Origin of the sequence: Fluviicola taffensis DSM 16823, assembly GCF_000194605.1 — a bacterium.
GTDB classification, from domain to species: domain Bacteria; phylum Bacteroidota; class Bacteroidia; order Flavobacteriales_D; family Crocinitomicaceae; genus Fluviicola; species Fluviicola taffensis.
The window spans coordinates 1232614-1259059 of the sequence record NC_015321.1 but is presented as its reverse complement, the minus strand read 5'-3'; the positions used below and the strand labels follow the sequence as shown (position 1 = coordinate 1259059).

The 26446-nt window shown below is 37.2% G+C and carries 24 protein-coding genes; 7 read left to right on the top strand and 17 right to left on the bottom strand.

Translation table 11 applies throughout. The features are described from left to right. Positions 1–5: 5 nt before the first annotated feature. The 10 genes from murI to FLUTA_RS05570 form a co-directional block, all read right to left on the bottom strand. Entirely contained in the window at positions 6–833 is an 828-nt protein-coding gene (gene murI, locus FLUTA_RS05615) for a glutamate racemase (RefSeq protein ID WP_013685890.1), read from the bottom strand. Positions 834–860: 27 nt separating this feature from the next. Further along, on the bottom strand, positions 861–1739 hold the full coding sequence (gene ygiD / locus FLUTA_RS05610; RefSeq protein ID WP_013685889.1) for a 4,5-DOPA-extradiol-dioxygenase: 879 nt from the start codon (positions 1737–1739) through the stop codon (positions 861–863). Between the two features lie 104 nt (positions 1740–1843). Continuing rightward, positions 1844–2353 (bottom strand): OmpH/Skp family outer membrane protein, encoded by a 510-nt coding sequence (locus tag FLUTA_RS05605; protein ID WP_013685888.1) that lies wholly within the window; start codon positions 2351–2353, stop codon positions 1844–1846. A gap of 290 nt (positions 2354–2643) precedes the next feature. Continuing rightward, entirely contained in the window at positions 2644–3162 is a 519-nt protein-coding gene (locus FLUTA_RS05600) for an OmpH/Skp family outer membrane protein (RefSeq protein ID WP_013685887.1), read from the bottom strand. Positions 3163–3273: 111 nt separating this feature from the next. Then, positions 3274–3618: a T9SS type A sorting domain-containing protein gene (locus tag FLUTA_RS05595; protein WP_169312059.1), complete on the bottom strand. Its 345-nt coding sequence runs from the start codon at positions 3616–3618 to the stop codon at positions 3274–3276. Between the two features lie 42 nt (positions 3619–3660). Further along, positions 3661–6267, bottom strand: coding sequence for an outer membrane protein assembly factor BamA (gene bamA, locus FLUTA_RS05590; protein WP_013685886.1), 2607 nt, complete (start codon positions 6265–6267; stop codon positions 3661–3663). 8 nt (positions 6268–6275) lie between these two features. Further along, complete coding sequence (locus FLUTA_RS05585; protein WP_013685885.1) at positions 6276–7013, bottom strand: undecaprenyl pyrophosphate synthase; 738 nt, start codon at positions 7011–7013, stop codon at positions 6276–6278. Positions 7014–7136: 123 nt separating this feature from the next. Further along, positions 7137–7424 carry a FoF1 ATP synthase subunit delta/epsilon gene (locus FLUTA_RS05580; protein WP_013685884.1) on the bottom strand — a complete coding sequence of 96 codons (288 nt, stop codon included), beginning with the start codon at positions 7422–7424 and terminating at the stop codon, positions 7137–7139. A 126-nt stretch (positions 7425–7550) separates the two neighbouring features. Further along, positions 7551–9053 carry a F0F1 ATP synthase subunit beta gene (atpD, locus tag FLUTA_RS05575; protein WP_013685883.1) on the bottom strand — a complete coding sequence of 501 codons (1503 nt, stop codon included), beginning with the start codon at positions 9051–9053 and terminating at the stop codon, positions 7551–7553. Positions 9054–9368: 315 nt separating this feature from the next. After that, positions 9369–10232: an energy transducer TonB gene (locus FLUTA_RS05570; protein WP_013685882.1), complete on the bottom strand. Its 864-nt coding sequence runs from the start codon at positions 10230–10232 to the stop codon at positions 9369–9371. A gap of 280 nt (positions 10233–10512) precedes the next feature. On the opposite strand from FLUTA_RS05570, the gene FLUTA_RS05565 reads away from it, so the two are divergent. Then, positions 10513–11319 (top strand): hypothetical protein, encoded by an 807-nt coding sequence (locus tag FLUTA_RS05565; RefSeq protein WP_013685881.1) that lies wholly within the window; start codon positions 10513–10515, stop codon positions 11317–11319. A gap of 389 nt (positions 11320–11708) precedes the next feature. On the opposite strand, the gene FLUTA_RS05560 is transcribed toward FLUTA_RS05565, so the two are convergent. The 6 genes from FLUTA_RS05560 to FLUTA_RS05530 all read right to left on the bottom strand — a co-directional run bounded on the left by FLUTA_RS05560 (position 11709) and on the right by FLUTA_RS05530 (position 17754). After that, a complete protein-coding gene (locus FLUTA_RS05560) occupies positions 11709–13322 on the bottom strand; it encodes a tetratricopeptide repeat protein (protein WP_013685880.1) in 1614 nt (537 codons plus the stop codon). A gap of 218 nt (positions 13323–13540) precedes the next feature. After that, on the bottom strand, positions 13541–14446 hold the full coding sequence (locus tag FLUTA_RS05555) for a PstS family phosphate ABC transporter substrate-binding protein (RefSeq protein WP_013685879.1): 906 nt from the start codon (positions 14444–14446) through the stop codon (positions 13541–13543). 272 nt (positions 14447–14718) lie between these two features. Then, positions 14719–15579 carry an energy transducer TonB gene (locus FLUTA_RS21810; protein WP_013685878.1) on the bottom strand — a complete coding sequence of 287 codons (861 nt, stop codon included), beginning with the start codon at positions 15577–15579 and terminating at the stop codon, positions 14719–14721. A gap of 4 nt (positions 15580–15583) precedes the next feature. Further along, positions 15584–16225: an ExbD/TolR family protein gene (locus FLUTA_RS05540; RefSeq protein ID WP_013685877.1), complete on the bottom strand. Its 642-nt coding sequence runs from the start codon at positions 16223–16225 to the stop codon at positions 15584–15586. Positions 16226–16237: 12 nt separating this feature from the next. After that, positions 16238–16918, bottom strand: a complete 681-nt coding sequence (locus FLUTA_RS05535; RefSeq protein WP_013685876.1) for an ExbD/TolR family protein — start codon at positions 16916–16918, stop codon at positions 16238–16240. Positions 16919–16953: 35 nt separating this feature from the next. Beyond that, complete coding sequence (locus FLUTA_RS05530) at positions 16954–17754, bottom strand: MotA/TolQ/ExbB proton channel family protein (protein WP_013685875.1); 801 nt, start codon at positions 17752–17754, stop codon at positions 16954–16956. Positions 17755–18109: 355 nt separating this feature from the next. Here FLUTA_RS05530 and paaZ point away from each other — a divergent pair, with 355 nt between their 5' ends. The 6 genes from paaZ (at position 18110) to FLUTA_RS05495 (ending at position 25453) form a co-directional block, all read left to right on the top strand. Next, positions 18110–20182, top strand: a complete 2073-nt coding sequence (paaZ, locus tag FLUTA_RS05525) for a phenylacetic acid degradation bifunctional protein PaaZ (RefSeq protein WP_013685874.1) — start codon at positions 18110–18112, stop codon at positions 20180–20182. Positions 20183–20235: 53 nt separating this feature from the next. Further along, a complete protein-coding gene (locus FLUTA_RS20595) occupies positions 20236–21414 on the top strand; it encodes an energy transducer TonB (protein WP_052301344.1) in 1179 nt (392 codons plus the stop codon). Positions 21415–21418: 4 nt separating this feature from the next. Further along, a complete protein-coding gene (locus FLUTA_RS20590) occupies positions 21419–22570 on the top strand; it encodes an energy transducer TonB (RefSeq protein WP_013685872.1) in 1152 nt (383 codons plus the stop codon). Between the two features lie 234 nt (positions 22571–22804). After that, complete coding sequence (locus FLUTA_RS20585; RefSeq protein WP_013685870.1) at positions 22805–23863, top strand: energy transducer TonB; 1059 nt, start codon at positions 22805–22807, stop codon at positions 23861–23863. 1 nt (position 23864) lies between these two features. Continuing rightward, a complete protein-coding gene (locus tag FLUTA_RS05500) occupies positions 23865–24872 on the top strand; it encodes an energy transducer TonB (protein WP_043023656.1) in 1008 nt (335 codons plus the stop codon). Positions 24873–24931: 59 nt separating this feature from the next. Continuing rightward, positions 24932–25453 carry a transposase gene (locus tag FLUTA_RS05495; RefSeq protein ID WP_013685868.1) on the top strand — a complete coding sequence of 174 codons (522 nt, stop codon included), beginning with the start codon at positions 24932–24934 and terminating at the stop codon, positions 25451–25453. 222 nt (positions 25454–25675) lie between these two features. Here the strand turns inward: FLUTA_RS05495 and FLUTA_RS05490 are convergent, their stop codons facing one another. Next, complete coding sequence (locus FLUTA_RS05490) at positions 25676–26437, bottom strand: alpha/beta fold hydrolase (protein WP_013685867.1); 762 nt, start codon at positions 26435–26437, stop codon at positions 25676–25678. Positions 26438–26446: the final 9 nt, after the last annotated feature.

The window sequence follows — 26446 nt, the reverse complement described above, 5'->3', positions numbered from 1 at the left end:
TGGATTTAATGTAAGGTTAAATGTGTGGCTTGAATATCATCATTCATTAATGCAGAAGCCTTTTCGCTAAAGTCTGCCGCACTTTCTGTCGTCAAGTAATTTACCTTTCCTCCCTTCGAACATTTGGCAGCCATTTCAGGATGTCGGTCCAAATAATCTGCAAGACTATTTGCTACAATTTGACCTTGTGGAAGTACTTCTATTTGTTCAGGAAGTAATCCTTTGATTTGATCCAATAAAATAGGGTAGTGCGTACAAGCCAATAAGATGGTATCGATTTTCGGATCCTTTTCCAATAGTTGAACCAAATCCTCTTGAATAAAATAAATTCCTCCTGGGCTATCGAATTTGTTGTTTTCGATGAGCGGAACCCACATGGGGCAAGCATGCTGATTCACGACTAAATCGGGTGCAAATTTGGCCAATTCTATTTGGTAACTGTTTGAGCGAATGGTTCCATCGGTTGCTAGAACTCCAACATGTTTGGTTTTGGAATGTTTATCCAATTCTTCGGTGCTGGGCCTAATGACTCCTAAAACTCGTTTATCAGGATGTAATTCGGGCAATTTGATTCGTTGAATGTTGCGCAAAGCTTTTGCAGACGCGGTGTTACATGCCAATATAACAAGCGAACAATCTCGGTCAAATAATGCTTGAACAGCTTGCCAGGTATAATCGTAAATAACTGGAAAGCTTCTTGAGCCATAAGGTGCTCTGGCATTATCGCCCAAGTACAAAAAATCGTATTCAGGGAGCTTTTCCCGAATTTCTTTCAGGACAGTTAAACCGCCATAGCCAGAATCAAAAACACCAATTGGACCAATCGAAGACATACCTCAAAAGTACACAATCGTTCTGTGTTACCCAAATCGCACAGAAGTCATATTTAAAGAACCGCCTACCAATTCGTTATTGAATAATGCAAGTTCTTCTTTTTCATCGGATAAGCCCAAGGTATAAATCAACGGAAAATAATGATCGGGAGTTGGAATAGCTAATTGAGCAAACTCTCCCATCTTTTTGTAATCAATCATTGCTCGGTGATTGCGTTCCAGAATGTACTTATTAAATGTTTCATTTGCTTCTATCGCCCAGTCGAAACCGAAATTTGGAGTGTTTAGTTTATCCCAAGCAACCATGCGTAAGTTGTGAACCATGTTTCCACTTCCAATGATCAAAACTCCTTTTTTGCGCAAGGATTTTAGCTCTTGTGCCAATGCATAATGATATTCCGCTGGTTTATTGTAATCAATGGAAAGTTGAATAACTGGAATTTCAGCAGCTGGATACATGTGTCGAACAACAGTCCATGTTCCGTGATCCAATCCCCATTCGTGATCGAGACCAATGGTTATGCTTGTTACTGCCGATTTGGTTTGTTGTGCCCATTCTGGAGAGCCAGGGGAAGGATATTGCACAGCAAATAATTCGTCGGGGAATCCACCAAAATCATGAATTGTTTGTGGCTTTTCCATCGCTGTAACGTAGGTTCCATTCGTTAACCAGTGAGCAGAAATAACCAACACCACTTTCGGATTGGGCAAGTGTTCTACTTCCTTTTTCCATTGTTGTGAAAAGTGGTTGTCTTCAATACCATTCATCGGAGAACCATGCCCAATGAAGAGAACGGGATAAGTATAATCTTCCTCATTCAATATTTTTCCGAGGGAACCAACCGAAGTCAATCCACTCAATGCAGCAAATCCTAACATACCTTTTACAAATGTTTGGCGTTTCATTTCATAAAGGTACGCTTATTTGTTTACCATGGTAATTAAATGATGTTAAAAAAGAAAGGTCGCTCAAAAAAGAACGACCTTTGGTATTTTATAAAGAGGAGTAATTATTTCTTTTCAAGCTTCAATAGCTCTACAATTACTTCGTTAGTTACGTCTACTCCGCCAGCAGAATAAAGCGTTGAACTTTCATCGATGATGTAGTTGAATTTTTTGGCAGTAGCTACAATATTTACCGCTTTTTTCACTTTGTCAAGAATTACGACATTCATTTCTTGTGTCATAGCTTGTAACTGTTGGTCAATTTGTTGCTGACGTTCTTCAATTTCTTGTTGTTTGCGTTGAAGACGTTGTTGCTCATATTGTTTTACCGTTTCCGACCACGTTTTTTCATTCTTTTGGTAGTTCAAATACATTACTTGAATCAAACTGTCCATATCACGCAATTCTTTCACGCCAGAAGCTTCAATAGCTTTAATTTCTTTAATCGCTTCTTTTCTTGAAGGCATAGTGTCCAATAAAGCTTGAGATCTAACATGCCCAATTTTAGTTGTTTGAGCCTGTGTTGTTGCGATTGCACATACTGTAAGTGCTAGGGCAAATAGGATTTTTTTCATTGTTGTTTTTTGTGTTTAATTTATTACATCCACTTTCGTGGATCATTTATCGGAAGTAGTGCTTCCTCTTGTTTTGTTATTGCGAGTTATGAGCTTAGTTTTTTAGATTCTCTTTTAATTAAATCAGCTTTTGAGCTTCTCCTTATCATTAGACTCTCTTTCAATCAGCTTGTGAGCTTCTCCTTTCATTAGACTCTCTTTCAATCAGCTTGTGAGCTTCTCCTTTCATTAGACTCTCTTTCAATCAGCTTGTGAGCTGATGGTTCGAATCGAAAGCAGTGCTTTCTCTCCTACTTCGTACTTACACCCATTTCTCTAAGAACCTCGTCACTAATATCAAATTTACTATCGGCGTATACGAGGTTACTTTGGTTCGCTTTGTCAAAGATAAAACTATAATTTCGTTTAGAGGCAACAGTTTGCATTGCTTCGTAAATTCGATCTTGAATGGGTTTGATTAATTCTTGTCTTTTCTGGAAATAATCTCCAGCTACTCCGAAGCGTGTTTGTTGCATTTGCATCGCTTCAGATTCCAAGGTTTTAATCTCTTCTTCTCGTTTGGTTTTTTCTTCGCTAGGCAGTAAACTTTCTTCTCTTAGAAAATTTTCCTTTTTCTTTTTGATCATCTCATACCTTTCCTCAATTTCTTTGGTCCAACGTTCTGCTAATTTATCCAAGCGATCTTTTGACTCTTTGTATTCAGGGATTTTGCCCAAAATAAACTCCGAGTCAATATAACCATACTTTTGTGCGGAACTGGCAAAGGTCATGCCAAACACCATTAGAAGAGTAATAAGTACTGTTTTCATGTGTGAAATCTGAAAGAACGACGAAAGTAACATTTTTATTGCAATCAGGCGCAAAAATACGGATATTTGTTGGGACGCAATGCTTTGCGCCCCAACATTATTCCCATCGTTTTATTGCTTCATCATTTTCTTTGTCGCAACGATTTGTCCATCTGCAACTAGGGTATAGGTATAAACTCCAGAACTTAAATCAGCCCCAAAAACAGTTACACTACCCAATCCTCGTTCTACTACCTCCACAGATTGCATCAATTTTCCGTGTCCATCGTAAAAATGAATTTGTGCTTTTTGTACTGATGCTGGAATAGAGAAATTAATCACTGTTTGTTCCGCAAAAGGATTTGGAACGTTCTGATCCAAAATAATTGCTTCTTTGTTGCTCAAACGAACTGAAAGTTCACTGCGAATTGCTTGCTGTGATTGAGGTGTGTTTGCTTGAATAGCACTGTTGCTCAATTGACACAAGTAAGGCAAGATTCCAGAAAGGCAGTTTTCTAGTTACAATTCACCCAAATTCATACCGATTGTGAAGGTAAATTTAGGGAAGAATCCTTTGGAGTCAATGGATTGATCGATAGACCCGCCGTAACCAGATGAGTGTTTATCCAATTTGTCGAAGCCCCAACCGTAATCCAATCCAAGCATACCGAACATCGGAAGGAAGATCCGTACACCAGCTCCTACACTTTTCTTCACATTGAATGGATTGAAGGTTTTGAAACTTGTAAAGGTATTTCCTGCTTCAGCAAATGCCAATACAAAGAATGTTGCTTGCGGGTTCAAGGAAATAGGGTAGCGCATCTCGAGCGTATATTTCGCAATGATTGGATCTCCTGCTGTAGAAGATAGGGCATTATCGTCGTAACCTCTCAAGGCAATGATCTCACGACCTCCAAATTGATTTACACCAGAAAGTCCACTACCACCCAAATTGAATCGCTCAAACGGGCTTAATCCTTTTGCAGAATTGTATGCTCCCATGTAACCAAATCCAACGCGAGGCATCAAGATCAATTTTTTATCTGGAGATAAAGGCAAATAGTATTCAAACGTAAATTTCAATTTATAATACTCCAAGTATTTGAACGTTTCTTGAGCGGACTGAGCGCTAAAGTCTTTATTTCCTTCAAACAAAGAATAAGGTAATGTTCCTTTTGCTGTAAAGGAAATTTTTGATCCTTCCGTTGGATAAATAGGAGAGTTCACCGAGTTTCTTTGCAAGGCATATTTCAAACTGATATCGTTTGAGTATCCATTACTAAAGCTAGGGAATAGGTTCGCATATTTTCGTACATCGTAATATTGGTAAGCCAATTCGTAATACGCACTGAAGTAATCATCCGGGAATTTTTTACGTCTTCCTAAACCAACACCTATTCCAGTAATTCCTACTCCAGAATAATTTGGATCCTTTTTTCTCACATCAACGCTTGCGGCAAATGACGTATGGTTCAAAAAGAAGGTAAATGAATTCGGTTTTTTACCACCTAACCACGGCTCAGTAAAAGAGAAGTTGTATCCTTGATAAATTCGTCCGTTGGTTTGTGCACGAATAGAAAGTCGTTGTCCATCTCCAGTTGGAAGTGGGCTCCAAGAATTTGGTTTGAAAATATTTTTTACCGAGAAGTTACTGAAGGTTAATCCAAGTGTACCAATAATTCGCTTCGCTCCATAACCACCAGAAAGCTCAATTTGATCGGCAGATTTTTCTTCAACCACGTATTCTATATCAACTGTTCCGTCTTGTGGATTTGGGATAGGGTTTACCTGGAATCCTTGCTCGTTGAAATATCCCAATTGAGCTAGTTCTCGTTGTGTACGAATGATATCGTTTCTGCTAAACAAATCACCTGGTTTGGTGCGAATCTCTCTACGGATTACGTGTTCATTCGTTTTGTAATTCCCTCGGATGAAAACATTTTTAACGCGTGCTTCTTTTCCTTCAATCATGCGCATTTCGTAGCTGATATGACTGTCTACTACACCTGTTTCAACTGGTTCCAAGTGGTAGAATAAATACCCTCTATCCATGTAAAGAGAAGAAATATCTCTTCCGTCTTGACTTTGTTTCAAACGTTGTTCTAGTAGCGGTTTGTCATAAACATCACCGTATTTAATTCCAAGGACCGTATCTAAAAGTCCAGAGCTAAACTTGGTGTTTCCTATCCAAACTATGTTTCCAAAATAATATTTTTCACCCTCATCTACTTTCAAATAGATTCCAAGATTTCGGTTGTTGATTTTGTAAACAGAATCTACTACGAAACGAGCATCTCTCAAACCAACACTTCTAAATTTATTAAGAACCGCTTCTTTATCTCTGATGTATGCAGTGCTATTGAATTTTGAACGTTTAATAATACGCATGATTGATCTGCGCTTTGTATCCTTCATCTCTTTACGCAATTTCCAAGGCTTCATGGATTCGTTGCCTTCAAACGTAATTGATTTGATTTTTACTTTTTTCCCTTTATCAATATCGATGAGGAAAATCTCTGAGTTGTTGATTAAAGTGTCTTGAATTTGAGTAACGTTTATTTGAACATTATTAAAGCCCTTTTCTAGGAAATAGCCTCTGATTTTGCTTTTTGTCTTGAAAACCAAATTTTCCGTGATGGTTTGTCCAGAAGATAAATCAACCTCTTCACGGATTTTGTCTACCTCTCTTTTGGAAACACCGATAAACTTGAATCGGGATAATTTGGGTCTTGGTGCGAGTTTAATAACGAGATAGATTACGCCCGCAATTTCTTTTTCAGCTTCAATGGAAATGGAGGAGAAAAGCCCTTCGTTCCACAAATTTTTGATTGCATTACTAATCTTGTCAGAAGGAATCGTAATTTCCTCTCCTTGTTTTAATCCAGCAATTAGTTTAATAGCTTGGGCGTCAAAATTATCGGCTCCTTCAATACGGATTGGACCAAGGATGTATTTTTGAGTTTTAACATAGTCAAAATCGAGACCACCACCAATCGTCGTAGAAGTTTTTGTAGAATCAATTTTATTGGTTGAGTTCGTGTTCGCTGTAGAATCTGGAGGGGTGATATCTTGTCCAAAAGATTGAAATGCGAATACAAGAAATAAAACCGATAGTATGTTTTTCATAGAAAATATTATAATTGCTCTGAGACCATTCCAAAACGTCTTTCTCTAGACTGATAGTCAAGAACGGCTTTGTAAAGATCTACTTCTCGAAAATCTGGCCAAAGGACAGGTGTGAAGTAAAACTCGCTGTAAGCAACTTGCCAAAGCAAGAAATTGCTCAAACGCTGTTCCCCACTTGTTCGAATTAGTAATTCTGGGTCTGGGATATGTTTTGTTGATAAGGTACTTGAAATAAGTTCAGGAGTGATTTCTGAAATGGTTAAATCTCCTGCTTGAATGTTTGAAGCTAATTGTTTAAAGGCTTCTGCAATTTCCCAACGTGAACTATAATTCAATGCAATTACCAAATTGACACCAGTGTTGTTTTTTGTTGATTCAATCGCGTTCTTTAATTCGTCTTGACAATCTTCTGGTAAACCAGCGGTGTCACCAATACTTAACAATTTTACATTCTGAGCATTTAGCTCATTGACTTCATTTGCGATGGTATAGACCAACAAACTCATCAGTCCTTCCACTTCATCTTGGGGTCTGTTCCAGTTTTCTGTGGAGAAGGCATACATCGTAACGAATTTCACGCCAACGTCCTTACAGGCTGTGAGTGTTGCCCTTACAGAATCTACCCCAAAAGAATGACCGTACAAGCGCTCTTGGCCTTGTTTTTTAGCCCAACGTCCATTTCCATCCATAATGATGGCGATGTGCTTTGGGATATTCGTCAAATCTATTTGTTCCAGCAGATTCATGTTTACAGAACGAAAATAATTAAAGAATCTTATGTGTTAGTGCAAAAATACGTTTTTATAACAGTCCTTAACAAAAAAAGGGATGTGATTCCACATCCCAATTAGTCGTTTAATGGGGTATTTTTATTCAGCTAAAACAATGATTTTATTGTTTTGCATTTCAACAACTCCACCTTTGATTGCAACATGTATGATTTTTCCGTTGCTTTCAGCAGTAATTGCTGGATTTGTCTTAGAGGTTACTTTAATAGCGTCTACTAAATCCACTTTAATTGTTCCTGCACTTAATCCAGAAATAATGGGAGCGTGATTATTCAAAACCTGAAAAGAACCATCTAATCCTGGAAATTGAACCGCAGTTGCTTCACCTTTGAAAATTAAAGATTCTGGAGTGATAATTTCTAATTGCATATCTTTTGGATATTAGGACTTTAGGATTTTAAGACTTTAGGACTTTAAGATTTTAGGATCTGTATGAAACAGCATCCTAAAATCTAAGTCTTAATATCTTGACGTCTTAATGTCTTATTGTCTATTTTAAGCTTCAGCTAACATTTTCTCACCTGCAATTTTCACATCCTCGATGCTTCCTTTTAGGTTAAATGCTGCTTCTGGGTATTTGTCCATTTCACCATCCAAAATCATGTTGAATCCTTTGATTGTGTCTTGGATGTCAACTAAACAACCTGGGATACCTGTAAATTGCTCAGCTACGTGGAATGGTTGAGAAAGGAAACGTTGAACACGACGAGCGCGGTGAACGATTAATTTATCTTCCTCGGACAATTCATCCATACCTAAGATTGCAATAATATCTTGAAGTTCTTTGTAACGTTGTAATGTGATTTTTACACGAGATGCCGTGTTGTAATGCTCTTCACCTAAAATTGTTGGAGTCAAGATACGAGATGTAGAATCCAATGGATCCACAGCAGGGTAGATACCTAACTCAGAAATTTTACGAGACAATACGGTTGTTGCATCTAAGTGAGCAAATGTATTTGCTGGCGCTGGATCCGTTAAGTCATCTGCAGGTACGTAAACCGCTTGTACAGATGTAATAGATCCTCTTTTTGTTGAAGTAATACGTTCTTGCATCGCACCCATTTCAGTTGCCAATGTTGGTTGGTAACCTACTGCTGAAGGCATACGTCCAAGAAGTGCAGATACTTCAGAACCAGCTTGTGTGAATCGGAAGATGTTATCTACGAAGAAAAGGATGTCTTTTCCTTGACCTTCGCCATCACCATCACGGTAATACTCTGCCATTGTTAATCCAGAAAGTGCAACACGAGCACGAGCGCCTGGAGGCTCATTCATTTGTCCGAATACGAAAGTAGCTTTCGATTCTTTCATTTCGTTCAAATCAACTTTGGATAAGTCCCATCCACCTTCTTCCATAGAATGAAGGAATCCTTCTCCGTATTTAATAATTCCTGATTCCAACATCTCACGTAGTAAGTCATTCCCTTCACGAGTACGCTCACCTACACCAGCGAATACAGATAAACCTCCGTGTCCTTTAGCGATGTTGTTAATCAATTCTTGAATCAATACTGTTTTTCCTACTCCAGCACCACCGAATAGACCAATTTTACCTCCTTTTGCGTAAGGCTCAATCAAGTCGATTACTTTGATACCTGTGAATAACACTTCAGTTGCAGTTGATAAATCCTCAAATCTTGGTGCTTCACGGTGAATAGGTAAACCATTTGAATTGTCTACAGCTCCGATTCCATCAATTGCCTCTCCAACTACGTTGAATAAACGACCTTTGATTTGATCTCCGATTGGCATTTTAATAGCGCTTCCTGTTGAAGTAACTTCCATTCCACGACGGAATCCGTCAGTAGAGTCCATAGAAATTGCACGTACAGAGTTTTCCCCAACGTGTGATTGTACTTCGAGTACTACTTTCGTTCCATCTACTTTGAACACCTCTAATGCGTCATAGATGTTTGGAAGTGACATGCCTTTGTCGAATGTTACATCGACAACCGGTCCGATAACCTGTGATATTTTTCCTTGAATTTTGGACATTTTGTTGCCTTTTAAGTGTATTCCTTAATTTGGGCGCAAAGTTACTTCTTTTATTTTTTTATGCAATTTTTATTACACAAAACTTCCTGAAAATTTAGAATGGAGGAAGTTCAATAGTTCAATAGTTCAATAGTTCAATAGTTCAATAGTTCAATAGTTCAATAGTTCAATAGTTCAATAGTTCAATATAGATTTACTTAAACACCTTTGAACCCTTTGAACCCTTTGAACCCTGAAACGAATCTTGTCCAAATAAAAAAGGCAGGCAGCCGAAGCATACCCACCTTTCCGGATTATGAAAAAGAAAGTTGTATTTTATTGAATATTAATCGGAAGTCGGTAGTAACTTCTAACTTCGCGACCATTCACTTTTCCTGGCGTCCATTTTGGCATCGCTTTTACCACTTTGATAGCTGCTTTTTCGCAAGTTTTGCAATCGTCTGTAGTTTTTGTAACGACTACTGAAGAAATCGATCCGTCTGTGTCTACTACAAATTTCAAAGATACTTTTGCACTACCATCAATGGAGTTGATATCAATATTGTCTGCAATGAATTGACGTAAAGCATCCATTCCTCCAGGGAATTTTGCAGGTTCGTCTACAACATCCACAGGCGTATCGTCTACTGGAATCTCAATTGTTCCACCAGTTTTTGGTGTGCCTTTGATTGCAATGATTGGTTTGTCCCAAAATTCATCGTCATCTCCTTTTTGGTCTATTGCTCCAACTATTTGATTTGGATCGATGATGTTTGTTGGTTCAATATCTGGTTCGTCAGTTACAACTGGCTCAACGAATTTCACAATATCTTGCAAGGTTTCTACAGCCGCAACTTGCTCAACTTCTGGCTCTGGAATTTCAGGTTCTTTTTCGTCATCCATAGTTTCATTTGGCCAAGTATACGCTGTAATCGTTGGATCTTTTTTCTTCTCCAAAGGTTTAAACATATTTGAAGCAGCCCAAATTCCACCAATCCCAACGGTCATTCCTAAAAAGATGAGTAAGATTCGTTTGTCGTAATCTCTTCGATTTTTATAAGCACCATATTCTTTGTTTCTATTTTCGAATACGGTTTCATTCCGTTCTCTGGAAGTAACCATTTGCCAAGATTTGGAAGAGAAGTAATCATACAGCGAAAATGCTACAATGATTAACATGATTGAAAGTGTAAGTACCATGATTTGGTTTTTTTAAGTTTACTATCTAGTTCATTGTAAATCCAATAGGCCTTTTTGGTTTTACGTTATATCTAAATCTACTAGTTATTTCCATTCCTTTTTTCAAAAGAATTTTATCTGTTGAAATGCCGTATTTAAATGTTGTTTGGACGGATTAAACCAAAAGAGATGCTTTAATTTGGAAGAATTTAGTTCGAGTACATCACTTGTTATCAGTTTCATTGTAGGATGTAATTGGCATGAATTTGGTATGTTTGGGAAAAATTTAAAAACAGAAACTATGCGTTTATTATTACTAGCAGGATTCCTTGGAATTATTGCGTTTTCAGGAAGAATATTTGGTCAGTACGATAAAGTGTATTATATCGACACTATGTTCGAGACTGATAATTACAAGGTTGAAATTGATAACATTGTTGCGGTTGCAAAAGAATTGAAGTTCCGCATGAATATCACCAATAAAACCAATGATTGGATTTTGTATATTCCAGAGCAAGGTAAATTTGAAGTGGATGGAAAACAATTGAACTTTAAAGAAGAAACTTTTTTGATTGCTCCTTATGATAGTAAGAAACGAATTCTTAAATCTCTTGGAGATGGATTGAACGCTGCTCGTTCATTCAGTTTTATTTGTGATGGATTTTACAAAGTTCAGTTGAAGGATCCATTGAAAGCTCCAGAATTTAAGTTACCAGCTTCATTGAATGAGTTTACGGTGGGTGATTTCAAACTTACATTGATTAACTCTTCTAAAACAAGTGCGAAAACAGAAGTGAAATATAGTGTTGTGTACAATGGAGATGGATTGGGCTTTATTTCACCAGCTAAAATTTCAACCAGAATGCCTGATGGAAATGTTTATATCACAGCTAAATCGAAAGCAGATCCATTTGCAGTGAAAAAGGGAGAAACAGAAACATTTACTGCTTCATGGAATAAAATGGAAGGTGGTTCTAAAAATGATATGCAAATGGTCGAAATGTGGGTCTTGTTTGTAGGTGTTTTTCAAGAAAGTACACAGACCAAATTAAACAAAACAATTGTTCCGCTTAGATGGAATGAAGCATTGACTTTAGGAAAGAAGTAACTATTTTAACTAGTTGATTAAGAGCCTGGACAAATGTTCGGGCTTTTTTTATATGCATTATTTTGACCACATAGATACATAGAGCACATAGTTTTGGTGAAATTGAGAATGAAATTGAAGAAGATTACAAAAGAAGGTATTAGCTCAAATTCAACTTAAATATCTGGACCTTTTCGTAGTAGATTGTCCAAAGTCATACTTCTCTGGGTGATCCTGAAATATAATTCATTCCATTGATTCTATTTTTAAGCAGATTCCTTACTTCCCAAAATAAATCGCTATGTGTCTTATGTATCTATGTGGTTTTAGAAGTTTCTTAAATTCAAGTCGCAAAAAAAATCCCTTCCTGATTAAACCAGAAAGGGATTCACTAATTATTCTTTCAGAATTTATTTACCAAAGTATTTTTTAGCTTGTGCGTCATTTGGATCAAGTTCTAGAACTTTGTTCCACATAGCATCTGCTTTTACTTTATCCTTTACAGGAGAGTTTACATAGTAATCACCTAAGTATTTAGAAGCTTCAACAATATATGCTTTGTAAGAACCTGAAGCAATGTCTTCTTCAGAAAGAGACGCTAAGAAACTTTCGTATTGAGGTTGTGCTAAATAAGCTTTCAATTTCGGGTTATTGTCCATTGCTACACGAGCACGAGCTTGCCAAAAATGTCCGCCAGGGAAGGTTGGTGAAGTTGTAACCAAACGACCGAAAATAGAATCTGCCATTTTGTAGTCTTTTGGACCGAAATAGTAAGCTCTACCGAAATCGTAGTATTCAATAGCTTGCATCTTAGCAGGATACTCATTCATTTTTTTGGTGTATACCTCAATGATTTTCGGGTAATCTTTCTTCTCCGTATATAATTTAGCGATATCTGTTAAGTAATCTGCAGCCTTAGCAGTATCAATGGAAGCCGCTAAATAATAGTTCTCAACTGTTTTATCTTCCTGTCCCAATTTATCATAGATCATCCCGCGGTATTTGTAGTCAACAGAAATGATTTTATCTTTTGGTACAATTTTGAAGAAGTTTTCGCTTTCTGTCAATGCTTGTACGTAACGTAAGCTGTCTTTCGCTTCATTACACTCGTACAATGAATAGAACAAGATACGTTTTGTATATAAGTTCACGAAACCATTTTTCTCAATTTGTTCAATTTGAGGTACTGCATCGCAATATTGTTTTGCACCAAATAAAGAACTTGCGTAACGGTAACGAGCTTCGTCTGTGTCATTCAATTTTAAGTATTTTTCCCAACATTCAATTGCTGCTTTGTATTGATCAAACAACATGTTTAACTCTGCATTTTCACGGTAAGCGGGAGCATAATTCGGATCTGCAGCTTGTGCTTTTTTGTATTCCGTATTTGCCAAAGGATAATTTTGTACTCCTTGGTAAATTTTAGCTTTACGTACAATTACTTTTGCTGAATTCGGGTCAATAGCCAAAGCATTGTTGTATTGTTCTGTTGCAGCACTCGCGTTTGAACTACTTTGAGCGAGTAATACGTCTCCAAGAAGAACGAACGCGTCCAAGTTTTTTGGATCCAAACGAACAACATCTCTCAAATAAGCTTCTGCTAATTTTAAGTTTTTCAAAGGACCTGTTGCATACGTTTCAGCAATTCGGTGAAGAACAACTGGATTTTTGCGTTTGGTTTTTTTGATGATTTCACAAAATTGCAAACCAGCAGCTGTGGTATCTCCTTGAAAATACAAAACTTTTGCAGCAGAAACCTGAGCCAATTTGTCTTCCAAATTAATGCTTCCAGCTTTTCGCCACATTCCAATTGCAGATTCTTTTTCACCCATTAAGGCATAGAAATTTCCGAAAAAGAATGCATTCTCTACACTGTTCGGATCAACCTGAACCAATTTTTCGTAATCCTTGCGAGCTAAATCGTAACGCTCGTTTTCTGTCTTTTTGTTTGCTTCTTGCAGTGTTTGAGCTTGTGCAGCTGTTCCTAAACTGATTGCAAAAATGAATAATTTTAACTTGTTCATGATCTTTTGTTTTTCAACGTATTGGTCTCTATACAATTCCTTTGCCAAATTAGTATAAACTGATTAAATAGCTTCTTTTGTTAACGATTATTTCATATTAATCGACTTGTCTGTCTTCCTGATTGATTGAAAGGAAGCCTAACTGGTTCAAAGGGTTCGAAGAGTTTCAGGATTCAAATAAAATTGAACTTTTCAACTTTTTAAACTCTTGAACTTTGTTATTCTGTAACGAAATTGATTTCTCTCGGAGTTCCTCTTCCTGGGCCTAATTCACATTTTTCCAACAATAATTGCCCTTGTCGGCCAGATAGAAAGTGAACGAACCCAGTGTTTAATCCATCTGGTGCGCCAGAGTTGATGTACCAAATTGGTCTGTAAAACGGATACTTTTCTTCGGTTATCGACGCTTTATTTGGTCTCCAGTAATCACCTTCCAAATCTTGAATCCCAACAATCCGGAATTGTTTCAATCTGTTTTGAACGGCAGGATCATCAAAGTCACTGATCAGATTATAGCCAATAACTCCCAAGGTAAAGGGATGGTCTTGAACGTATTGAATGAGTTCTTCCGTAGATTTCGTTGCGTGAACGTCTTTTCCAAATTGTTTTCCATCCAACCAGTGAAGCATGAAATTGAAATTGGAAGATTGTACACGGTCGAAAACAACTTCTAGTGGTTTTTTAGAAACGGGCCAAGTAGCATTTTTACCTGTGAGAATTTCTTTCAATTGCTTTTGAGTTAGCAAGGTGTCGTTATTTCCCAAATTCACGATAAATGTCACCGCATCGTGCGCAAAGATTTCACTTTGAACGGTAATGTTGGAAGCTCGTAAATTTTTCTTCTCTTTTGCCGTAAAGTCTCTTGAAACAAAAATGGTTCTCGTTTTTCCTTGGGCCATTGCATTCATGGCATCTGTTTCACTGGTGTATACAAAATCCAATTCAGAATCGGGGTAAATGCCTGTGAAGGTATAACTCGATGTTGCCATCAATGGTTCAAAAGATAAATCCGCATACATCGTTTTTTTTCCTCTGCGCGGAGTGTCTTTTGGTGTTGAGCTCGTATTACAAGCTGTCAAAAGAATACTGGAAGCAAGTGCTAAAAATGGAACTGTTTTTTTCATCGGTTTTCCCTTTTGTCTTTTTGAATCGTTGAGTACAAGCGGAAGCAACGGTAGAATCCATAAAGCAGCAACATGGCAATCATGATGGTTCTTTTGGTCCCGTGAATTTTTTCGATCAAGAAATCAGAGGATAGGAGAAAGTATGCGAAAATGAGACACATAACAATCATGAATCCTGCAATTACATAAGTGACGTTTTTGTACATAATAATGCGAAAAATCCCCGAATCCCGATTATTTTCGGAACACGGGGATTCAATTAAGTTTATAAATTAATTCAATTTATACGAAACTGGTAAGGAGAAAACACTATTTACTGCCTTTCCGTTGTTTTTTCCAGGAGACCATTTCGGCATACCTTTCACAACTCGAATTGCTTCAGCATCACACTCAGGGCAATCTGTTACACCTTTTTTCACTTTTACGTTAGAGATAAAACCATTCTCACTAACAACAAACTGAATGTAACATTTTCCTTGAATACCCATTTCCTGAGCAACTTGCGGATAATTGATGTTTTCACTTAAGTATTTCAAAAGCGCTGCACGACCACCAGGGAAATCAGCTGGTTCATCTACGATATCGTAAATGATTTCTTCTTTCTTCTCTACTTTCTCCTCTTTTGGTTTTGGAGGTGTAGGATCAACTTTTGCAAATGGATCAACTTCATTTTCATTCGTTTTATCCGATGCTTTTGTGTCTGCCAATTCTTCAACAGTTGGTGGTGGAGTATCTACTTCATCATCAGTTACAACCGGAGGAAGGAATTGAATAGATTTTTCCATCGGAGGAATTTCGGGCTCTAATGGCTCAATAATTTCCTCGTCTTTTGGAGCATCTACTGCAAAAGTTGTCAAATCCAATGGAGTTTCTTCAGGTTTTGCTTCAGGCAAGCTCGAAATGAACTTGTAGATAGCAAAGCTTGTTCCAATGAACAGGATTACTCCTAGCATTACGAGTAACAAGTTTCTGCTGTAATTTGTACGAATTTGATACGCTCCATATTCGTGGTTACGATCTTCAAAAACGATGTCATTACGCTCGCTAGATGTTACTTGCTGCCAAGTTTTAGAGCTGAAGTATTCATACAATGAAATACCAGCTACTAATAGAATAACGATTGCTACAACCATACTATTATTTTTCTAAGGTTTTGTCTAACAATGCTTGCTCGCTGTTCATGATATCTACCGGAGCAATAACTCCGATGGATGCAATGTACAACTCATCAATTACATCAATGAAGTTGCGAGTTTTCGCCTTCATATCTGTTTTTATCAAGACTTTCAACGCAAGTTTATCTTTTTTTGCATTAATGATTTCTTTCTTGTAGATTGAATCATTGATTTCTTTGCGTTGCAGTTTGTTGTCTAATTCGGCTTTCTTGCGAAGTACAAATTTGTTTTCATCAGCCAACAATTTACGAATTCCGTCTGGTCCAAAATTGGATTTGATCAATTCTGTTGCAGGTTTTCCTTTGGTATTTCCTTCTGGGTAAAACTCACCTTTGTAATAAAACAATTTGTCATCAGAAATAATAAAAGTAATTGCATTATTTACCTCTGCTGGCGGATTGTTTTCATCAATTATTGGATCTTTGGCAGGATAAACCAAACTCATCACCTTTGGCTTCGCAAATGTTGATGTCAAAACGAAGAATGTCAACAACAAGAAACCTAAATCCACCATGGGAGTCATATCGATGCGCGCAGAACCTTTATTAGGACGTTTTTTACCTCCTTTTTTGCCTCCGCCGTCATCTTGTGCTAATTCTGCCATCTTTCGTGTTATTTATAATGGTTTTGCCTCTTGAGAGGTTACAAAATTCAAGTTGTTTAAATCTAAGTCACGGAATACGTCAATTGCTGTTTTTACACGCACGTATTCTGCATCCATTGCTGCCTTTAATACAAACTTCGGTTTGTAATCTTCTGGTTTTAGCGGTGCTGACTTCGGTCCTAATTTGGAACTTTCATCTTCAAATGTTTTCTTTCCGTAATCGAGCATTTCGCGATTCGCAAAATTAATCCAGTCTTTCAATTGATTATTTAAGCTGTCTGAAGGAATTCCTATTTCCGTTTGGAATTTCTTTCTGCCTTCACCATCCAATGAAAGATATTGAGGTAATTCGCCCATTGAACAACCAATACTTGTAATTCGTACGAATTCTTTGATATTGTCTTGGCTCAATGGAACATGATATTTAGCAGCCATTTGGGTCACTACTTTTTCACGAACTTCTGCTCCTGTGCAAGAGAAGAAGATTCGACCTCCTTTATCTACTGTTACTAAAACCAATGTTTTCTCAGGGATATCTTGTTCCCCAATAGACGATGGTATAGAAACATCAACTGGTTCGTCTGTACGGAATGTTGCTGCAAGCATGAAGAAAGTTACCAAGAGGAAAGCCAAATCCACCATCGGCGTCATGTCGATGGATGGGGATCCTTTGGGTGTTTTAATTTCTGCCATTCCTTATTATTTTATACCGTTTAAATGAACGGATATTAGTTATTAGCATTGAAGTTTTGAACGATAGCAAATCCTGCTTCATCCATTGCATGTGTCATTTGATCAATCTTCGTGTTGAAGAAGTTGTACATAACAGTTGCCAATGTAGATGCAAAGATACCCAAGAACGTGTTGATCAAGGCCTCAGAAATACCTACTGATAATTTAGTAGTATCTGGTGTACCTTCACCCATCGCCTGGAATGATTTAATCATCCCCAATACCGTTCCGATCAAACCGATCAATGTACCAACAGATACACACGTAGAGATAACAACTAAGTTTTTAGACATCATTGGAAGCTCCAATGAAATTGCTTCTTCGATTTCAGCTTTTAAAACTTCTGATTTTTGCTCTTTATCTAGCGTTGAATCGTTTTTCACTGATTCGTATTTCTCTAGACCTGCGCGAATAACGTTCGCCAAAGACCCTTTTTGTTTGTCACACTCTTCAATAGCACCTTCTAAATCGTTAGCATCCATTAAAGACTTGATGTTCTCAACGAAATTGTTGATGTTACCACGACCTTTCGTTTTTGAAATACTGATAAAACGCTCAATCGAGAAAATAACAACGATTAAGTTAACTGCCATCAAGAATGGTACGATAATACCCCCTTTGTATACAGTTCCTAATGTGTTACCATCAATTGGATGCTCATTTACATCACCATTTACGAAGTGACTTGGATCTCCCAAGATGAAATAATAGATTAAAAATCCGATTCCTAATGCGATCGCAATAGATAATGAGGCAACTAATGATGAAAAACCTCCTCCTGTTTTTGTCTTGCTCATAATTTAGTCTTTATTGAAACTTTTTACATGTTTAAGGGTCAAACATACTAAAAAGGTTTTAATTAGTTTCTATCCTTTTAGTGAAATAGATTGCCTTTTTTATCAAAATGTTCCAAAATGAATGTTAAGTACTGTAATTATCAATTAAACGAAAGAAATGATTGATTCTGCGGAATGTTAACTTAAAATAAATAAACCATTAATTCAGAATAAACACTTTTCGTTTTCTGCTAGTACACCACAATGTGGAATAGGTTCAACGATTGCCTTGTTTTTAAAAGAAATTCACTCCTTTTGCAAAGGAGGATTTTGAACCTTATATTTGGGATGAAATTTTAGAAGCAATCAATACACGATGATACAGGTTAAGAATTATATATGCGGTCAATGGACAGCAGGTGAAGGTGAAGAACAAAAAATTTACAATGCCATTACTGGCGATCAAATTGGCGGTGTTTCAAGTGCTGGATTGGATTACGAAGCAATTTTGAACTACGGAAGAACCGTTGGTGGAAAACAATTGCGCAAAATGACTTTTCAGGAACGCGGGCGTATGTTGAAGGCTTTGGCTTTGTTTTTAATGGATCGCAAAAATGCTTATTACGAAGTTTCGTCTTGGACAGGGGCTACAAAAGTGGATTCTTGGATTGATATCGAAGGTGGAATTGGGAATTTGTTTGCGAATGCATCATTGAGAAGACAATTCCCAGATTTACCTTACTATGTTGATGGTACCGCTGCACCCATGTCTAAAAACGGAACTTTTATCGGACATCACATCATGGTTCCCAAGCAAGGAGTTGCCATTCATATCAATGCATTTAACTTTCCTGTTTGGGGAATGCTGGAAAAAATAGCGGTGAATTTGATGGCTGGAGTTCCTGCAATTGTGAAACCTTCCGAGTATACAAGTTTCCTTACAGAGGTCGTAGTGAAAGATATTATTGATTCAAAAATACTTCCAGAAGGAGCTTTGCAATTGGTCTCTGGATTTGGTAGAGGAATTATTGATCATGTGTCGAATCAAGATGTGGTGACTTTTACTGGAAGTGCTTTTACTGGTCGAAAATTAAAAGCTCATCCACAATTGTTGGAAGAATCGGTTCCTTTCAATTTGGAAGCTGATTCATTGAATGCAATGGTTTTGGGACAGAAAGCGGCTCCAGGAACTGAAGAGTTTGATATTTTCGTTAAAGAAGTAACGAAAGAAATTACAATTAAAGCAGGTCAAAAATGTACAGCAGTTCGACGTATTTTGGTTCCTGAAGATTTTATCGAAGAAGTTCAAAAAGGCGTAGCAGCTCGTTTGGCTTCTACAACAATTGGTGATCCTAAGGTAGAAGGTGTACGAATGGGATCATTGATTTCAAGATTACAAGTAGAACGCGTGCGTGAGAATGTGGAAATCTTGGCGAAATCTCAAAAAATCGTTTATGGAAACATGGATCAGTTTGATGTAGTTGGCGCGGATAAAGACAAAGGAGCGTTTTTCTCTCCAATTTTGTTCCTAAATGATTCTCCATTCGACAAACAAGATGTCCACAATGTGGAAGCTTTTGGACCAGTTTCAACGATTATGCCTTACAAAGATTTGGATCAAGCAATTGAATTAACGAAACTAGGAAAAGGTTCTTTGGTGACAACGATTGTTACTGCTGACGATAAAGAAGCACGTGAATTTGTCGTTGAAGCAGCTTGCGTCAATGGTCGTATTCTCGTTCTGAATAAAGATTGTGCAAAGGAAAGTACAGGTCACGGTTCTCCAATGCCCTTGTTAACTCATGGTGGACCAGGAAGAGCTGGGGGTGGAGAAGAAATGGGTGGAAAACGTGGAGTGATGCATTATTTGCAGCGCACAGCCATTCAAGGTCATCCAACAACAATTACTGAAATTACGCAGCAGTACCAACAAGGTGCGAAAGGTAATATCAGTTCCATTCATCCATTTAAGAAACACTACGAGGAATTAGAAGTAGGTGATCAATTGATTACTGATAGCCGCTTAATTACTTCCGAAGATATTGACGCATTTGCAGCTTTGAGTGGAGATAATTTCTATGCACATAAAAGAGAGACGAATTTTACTGGAACGATGTTCGACCAACAAGTTGCGCATGGATACTTAATCATGAGTATTTCTGCAGGTTTATTTGTAGATAGTTACGAAATCAATCCAGTTCTTTTGAACTATGGAATCGATGAATTGCGTTTTACGAAACCAGTATATCCAGGAGCAAATATTCACATCCGATTTACCTGTAAGGAGAAAATCAGTACAGATGTAACTCCAAATGAGGAAGATCCAAAAACACTGATCCAACGTGGAGTAGTAAAATGGTTGGTTGAAATGTTGGACGACACAGACGAACCATTGGTAGGAATTGCAACCATCTTGACGATGGTGAAGCGTTTGGATCAGTCGAAATGATGACAAAAAAGTTGGGACGCGATTAATCGCGCCCCAACAATAGATATTTTTATATGAAAACTCGTTTAATCATCTTAATTCTTCTAATGAATGGTGTTGCTTTCGGCCAATCTGCTAAAAAGGTGAACAAACAGCTTCGTAATCAATTAATTATTGAACGGCACAAACAAGATTCTGCGTATGCGATTTTTGTAAAAGATAAAACTCACCTCGAAAATCTAAGAAAAAGTATCAATAAGAAAATCTCTGGACAATTATTAGGTGAAGAACACAATGCGAATAGAATTGCTTATGCATTTGAGAATACATCGGAGGAATTAAAAATACTTGGAATTGATCCAGATAAATTGGTTTCTGATTCATTAATTCCTGTCAGCCCGTATGTAACAACTCGTGAGTTTCTTAGGCTGAAAGGATACGCCTTGAATGCTTTTGTAAGCTTTGATATGGAAGGACGTGACGGATCAGACTTTGATCAATACAAAATCAAAGAACAGAATTTGAGACTAAATGAATTGGTGACTAGTTATCAGTACAAGTTTACTACGCATCTAAGCAACTATCGTGTACAACGGAAATTTATCGTAGAACTTGAAACTTTCGAACCTTCAATAGATCGATTACTAGTGCTTTACAAAGAGTTGATTGTGCGTTTGAACAAGGAAAATCAGGTTTTAATTGATAAATTGAACGAATTGGAAACCAATTACATTAAAAATGGTCCTAAAAATTTTCCCGATGTTTACAAGCAGATTTTCCCGTATGCACATCTTGAACCTGTGAAAGTATCTGAACCGATTGAACTCAAACTAGTAGAAGAGGATATTCTTCTCCCTCCTGACGATTTAGTAAATGTTGTCACCGATGAACCTATAACTGATCATAATTCTTACCGTAGGTATAATCAAGAACCAGTAATTTATGATATCGTTGAAGATCCAGCTTCGTTTCCTGGAGGATTGGAAAAATTGAAAATATACCTTTTAGATCAGATTGTTTATCCATCAAAAGTGAAAGAAGAAGGAATTACGGGTAAGGTATACTTGCGTTTTGTTGTTTCAGACGAAGGAGAGATTTCCAATGTAAAAGTTTTAAGAGGAGTTTCCAATTGTTCGGAATGTGATAAGGAAGCATTGCGTGTCTTGAAGAAAATGCCAAACTGGATTCCAGCAAAGATCGGCGGTAAATACGTGCATTCTCATTTCAACTTACCAATCACATTTAAACTGTAAATAGATGAAATCATTCCTATTCTTTTTGTATTTAATTATTAGTTCACTCGTTTTCAGTCAATCAGCTAAAAAGTTGAACAAACAACTGCTTGCTGAGTTTGCTCTCGAACAACAAAAACAAGATTCTGCGTTAGCTATTTTCACCGAAACAAAGCGCGAATTTGATTCTATCAGCATACTGACAACTCAAAAGATTGATCTCTTAGCAGACAAAGAACGCATTGCTCGGTCGCCTTATTTGGAACTTTTTGAATTAACGAATCTATTGAAGCAATTGGGAACTGATCCAAATACTTTAATTCCAATAGATTCGAAAATAACGGATCTTCCAGATTACAGACGATCGTTTCTGCCCATCAAAGAACTAGTGAAAAGGGATGTGACATTCGAGAAAGTATCGAGCCGACTTTATTTGGAGATGTTCAAAAGAAAGGAACAGAATAAGATGTTAACAGAGAAATTGAATGAATACCGTATTCACACGGTTTCTAATGGAGATAAACACCGAGAATTGGAAGGTATCAACAAGAAATTGAATGCCTTTTCGCCGAGAGTAGATTCCTTAATAGACCTCTATCAACGATTGGGAGAACAATTAATCGTACAGAAATCGAAATTAGAAAATAAGTTGTATGAATTACAGGCCAATTACATCCAAAAAGGTCCCAAAGGATTTTCGGAGGCTTACCAACGAATTTTTCTAGATGGATCTCCACAGAATCAGGAAGCAACACCTTATGTAGGACACATCATAAGACAAGAAGGCGCGCAAGATGTTTTTCCAATAGATAAGCCAGATTCAGGTTCAATCAAAAGCAACCCCGTAGTACCAACTTTCTATGAATTTGTGGATGAACCTGCTCAGTTTCCAGGAGGAAATTCAGCGATGTTAAAGTATTTGGGTGAGAATATACATTACCCAGAAATAGCTTCGGAATTGGGGATTTCGGCTTCGAAACTATTTGTTCGTTTTAGGGTAAGTGATCAAGGAGTTATTTCTGATATAAAAGTGATAAAGGGAGTTGCTAATTGTCCGGAATGTGATGCAGAGTATATTCGAGTAATTAAAGCAATGCCGAATTGGATACCCGGTAAAATTGATGGAAAAGCGGTAAATTCCGTGCTCAGTTTCCCGATTCAGATTCATTTGAATTAGGGGAAATTTTTAAATCAATCATGATGAAATTTGCAGTTCTTCTTCTGTTTTTTATCCTTTCAAATCTAGTTTTTGGTCAATCGATCAAACAACAGAATAAACAATTGGAAAGAGATGTCTGGGGATGCAGGAAAAATTTCAGTAAGAATGAAAAACGATTGGACTCCAGCAAAAATAAAGGGTCAGGTCGTGCGTTGTTACTATGCATTGCTAATTGAATTTAAACGCTAATATATGAGACGGTTATTTTTATTTTTTATCCTTTTAGGAATCGGGCTTAATGGATTTGGGCAATCTGCTAAAAAACAGAATCAGAAACTTCGTTCTGACCTGCTTTTGGAACAAAAGAAACGAGATATTGATTACCAGCTTTTTTTACAAACCAGACAGAAGTTTGACTCCATTCGGAAATTGACCCGAGAAATGATGCGTGAATTATCGGGTAAAGAGAAAGTTGTTATAAAGTTCTCAGATCAATTTTCTGAAATGGTTTCACAGCTGAAAGAATTGGGAGAAGATCCGTACAGCATTATTAAACCATTGAAACAAGCCCATGTCCCACTTTCTATGGAAGCGATTAGACCAATCAAGCCAGCTTTGAGTGCTATACCAGTATTTGATAAGATACCTGAAGCACTTCTTTTGGATGGATTTGAACTGGCACAACAAAACACATTATTGCGTAAAAAAATAGAGGAGTATACTGCTTCCTCACGCGTCAATTCACAGGGCCAGGATCAGATGATTAAGAATATCAAACAGCTGGAAAAATATCCGATGACTTCGGATTCATTATCGCACGTGTATTTACTACTTGGATATGAATTTCGTTCTAAAGGTGAAGAATTAAGAGAAAGGCTGAACGATCTGGAAAGAAACTATATAGAAAAAGGACCAAATGTGTTTCCGGAAGCCTATCAAAGAGTTTTTCCTAATGCATTTACAACATCGGCTTTAGAAGTAAGACCGTTAGATTTAAAAAAAGATGATTATGCCCATTTTCCTGGAGGTTTTAAGGAGTTGAATGCCTTTATTTCTAAAAACCTGCGCTATCCGGAAAAGTTCAAAGCTGCAACAACGACAGGCAGGGTAGTTTTGAAATTTACAGTTTCTGAGCAAGGAAATATATCTGATGTTAGAGTAAGTAAAGGGATTACGGATTGTAAAGAATGTGACGATGAAGCTGTTCGTTTGGTACAATCCATGCCTGTTTGGATTCCTGTAAAGATTGATGAAACAGCTGTTGAATCGTACAATACATTGGTTATTCGATTTGAAATACAACCGAAATAATATGCAATTTACTATGCTGATTCTTGCTTTCTGTTGTCTGTCGATCTCTTTTGGTCAATCCATCAAACAACAGAATAAACAGTTAGAAGTGAAACGTGATGCTCAGAAGAAAGAGGCAGATTCCCTTTTTAGTGAAGATTCTTCCTTAAAAGAAGCTTCATTTGATCTGGAAAACGAAAACATAGCTCGAATGAAGAACGTATTGGACGAATATTATGTTACGGAAGAAACAAAGTTTGACTTCCATTCATTAATCAATGAAACCAATGATAGTTTAATTGATTGGAGTCAGTTTTATAGATACGATGAAGTTTCGCTGGAAAAATTGGAAATATTTCAGGCTAAATTGGGGGATCCGGTAGTAGTACTTAGATTAGAGTTGGGGATAGGGACTTTTTTGGCAGAGCGCAAAAGAATGACCCCAAAGCAATACAATGCTTCGTTGAGGCAGGAAATTTCTTTCTTTGAAAGAATAAGTTCTGATTTGAAATCCAATATAATTGCAGCAAAGAAAAAATTACAAGTTCATAAGGCAGACTCTTCTCAAATTGCTTATTGGTTTCAGTTGATTTCAAGAACAAGTGATTACTGTCAGAAAATGAGGAATCAGTTTCCGTCTAAAACGAAAGATGGCTGGATCTGCGGTACAAGAGATGATGATGAGGGTGTGAAGAACCTGTTTGAAGAGTCTGAAACAACAAACGAAGTGCCTTATGAGAAAATGCCTGAGTTTCCTGGAGGATGGAAAGTATTGAAACAGTATTTAACTGATGAGGTAGAAAAAGCAGGTGTCAAATCTGAAGATCCTGATCGCAAAAATGTCTATGTAAAATTCAGGATTAATGATAACGGGGAGATCATGGACGCGTTGATTAAAATAGCTCCTGATTGTTTTCAGTGTGAAACTGAAATAAAACGAATAATTCGGCACATGCCCCGCTGGATTCCTGCAACAAAAGGCGGGCATCCGGTGAGTACTCTATATCACCTGCCAATAAAAATCAATTAAATTTCTTCAAGAGACTCTTTTTCATATCCTGATTTTTCTTAAATTAAATAAGAAAAGCTATGGCTCTTCGATTTCAAAATCAGACAATGCGTGCGAGTTGGTGGGATTATTCCAATTCAGGAACCTATTTTATTACGATTTGCACGAAGAATAAAAGTCGATTCTTTGGTAAGATTCAAGAAGGTGAAATCCAATTAAGTGAAGTCGGAGTTATTGCTTTAGAAGAATGGCTTAATACAAAGGAATTAAGGCAACGAATGCGAGTAGAATTGCATCAATTTGTTGTCATGCCAGATCATTTTCATGCCTTGATAACTATTGGAGAAAGTGAGTTTAATGGAAAAAATCAGAATGTAACAGAATTAGGGAGTATTAAGAATAATGAGTTTAAGTCACAATCAAATAATTTGGCATCTGTTGTAAGAGGGTTTAAATCAGCAGTGACAACCAGATGCAAGAAGTTGGGAATAGAATTTCAATGGCAATCAAGGTACCATGACATTATTGTTAGAAATTCAGAGCAATTTGAAAGAATTGAAAAATACATTAGGGATAATCCCCAAAATTATAAATCCAAATAGACATACAGACAGGGACGCGAGGCATCGCGTCCCCACATAATGTCCCCACATAATGTTCAATAATATTTCCAAATTTCCCCACAATAGGGCAAAAAACACCAAAATTTTATTGATTTCAATTTGGATTTAAAATCCAGTATTGAAATCAAATAATCAAAACAGTGTTTATGAGTAAGGAATGCTGCTTGCAGCATTCCTTTTTTTAGTTTTATTTGGTAGGATTTACCTCAACAAAAATTCCAAAACGGCATTCATAAATTCTTCTGGTTGTTCGGCATGAACCCAATGTCCTGCATTTTCAATGGTCACAAAAGAAGAATCGGGGAATTGGTTTTCAATGTCTGAAATGTCTTCATCGATGATGTAATTGGATAGTCCGCCGCGAATGAATAGGGTTTGCACCAGCACTTCCTGTTCGGGCAATGCTTTTAGAATGTTCGGCATCTCTTTTTCAAGAACCTCCACATTCATACGCCAAGCCAATTTTCCTTTTTCGATCCAATACAGATTTTTCATGAGAAATTGTCTGGTTCCGTTTTCTGGAACAAAAGGAAGAAGGATCGCTTCAGCAGCAGAACGGGAATCCATTGCTGTTGCATTGAGTGCATCAATTCCTTTTAAAATTTGTTGGTGATGTGGTGGATAGCCTTTTAATCCCATATCTACCACAATCATCTTTTCAATGGTATCAGGATATAGCTGTGCGTAACGCATAACCGTTTTTCCACCCATAGAATGACCTAAAAGATTGACTTTTTCGAATCCTAAATCCGAGATGAGTTCTTGTAAATCTGCAGCAAGCAAATCATAGTCAAATTCTTCACTCCAATCGGTGTGACCGTGATTGCGTTGATCGACTAGAATAACTTGAAAATACTCTGAGAAACGTTTGGCGTGTGTTTGCCAATTATCAGATGAACCAAAGAGTCCGTGAAGAATAATCAGTGGCTTTCCTTCTCCAATTATACGATGTTGCAGCTTCATAATACAAAG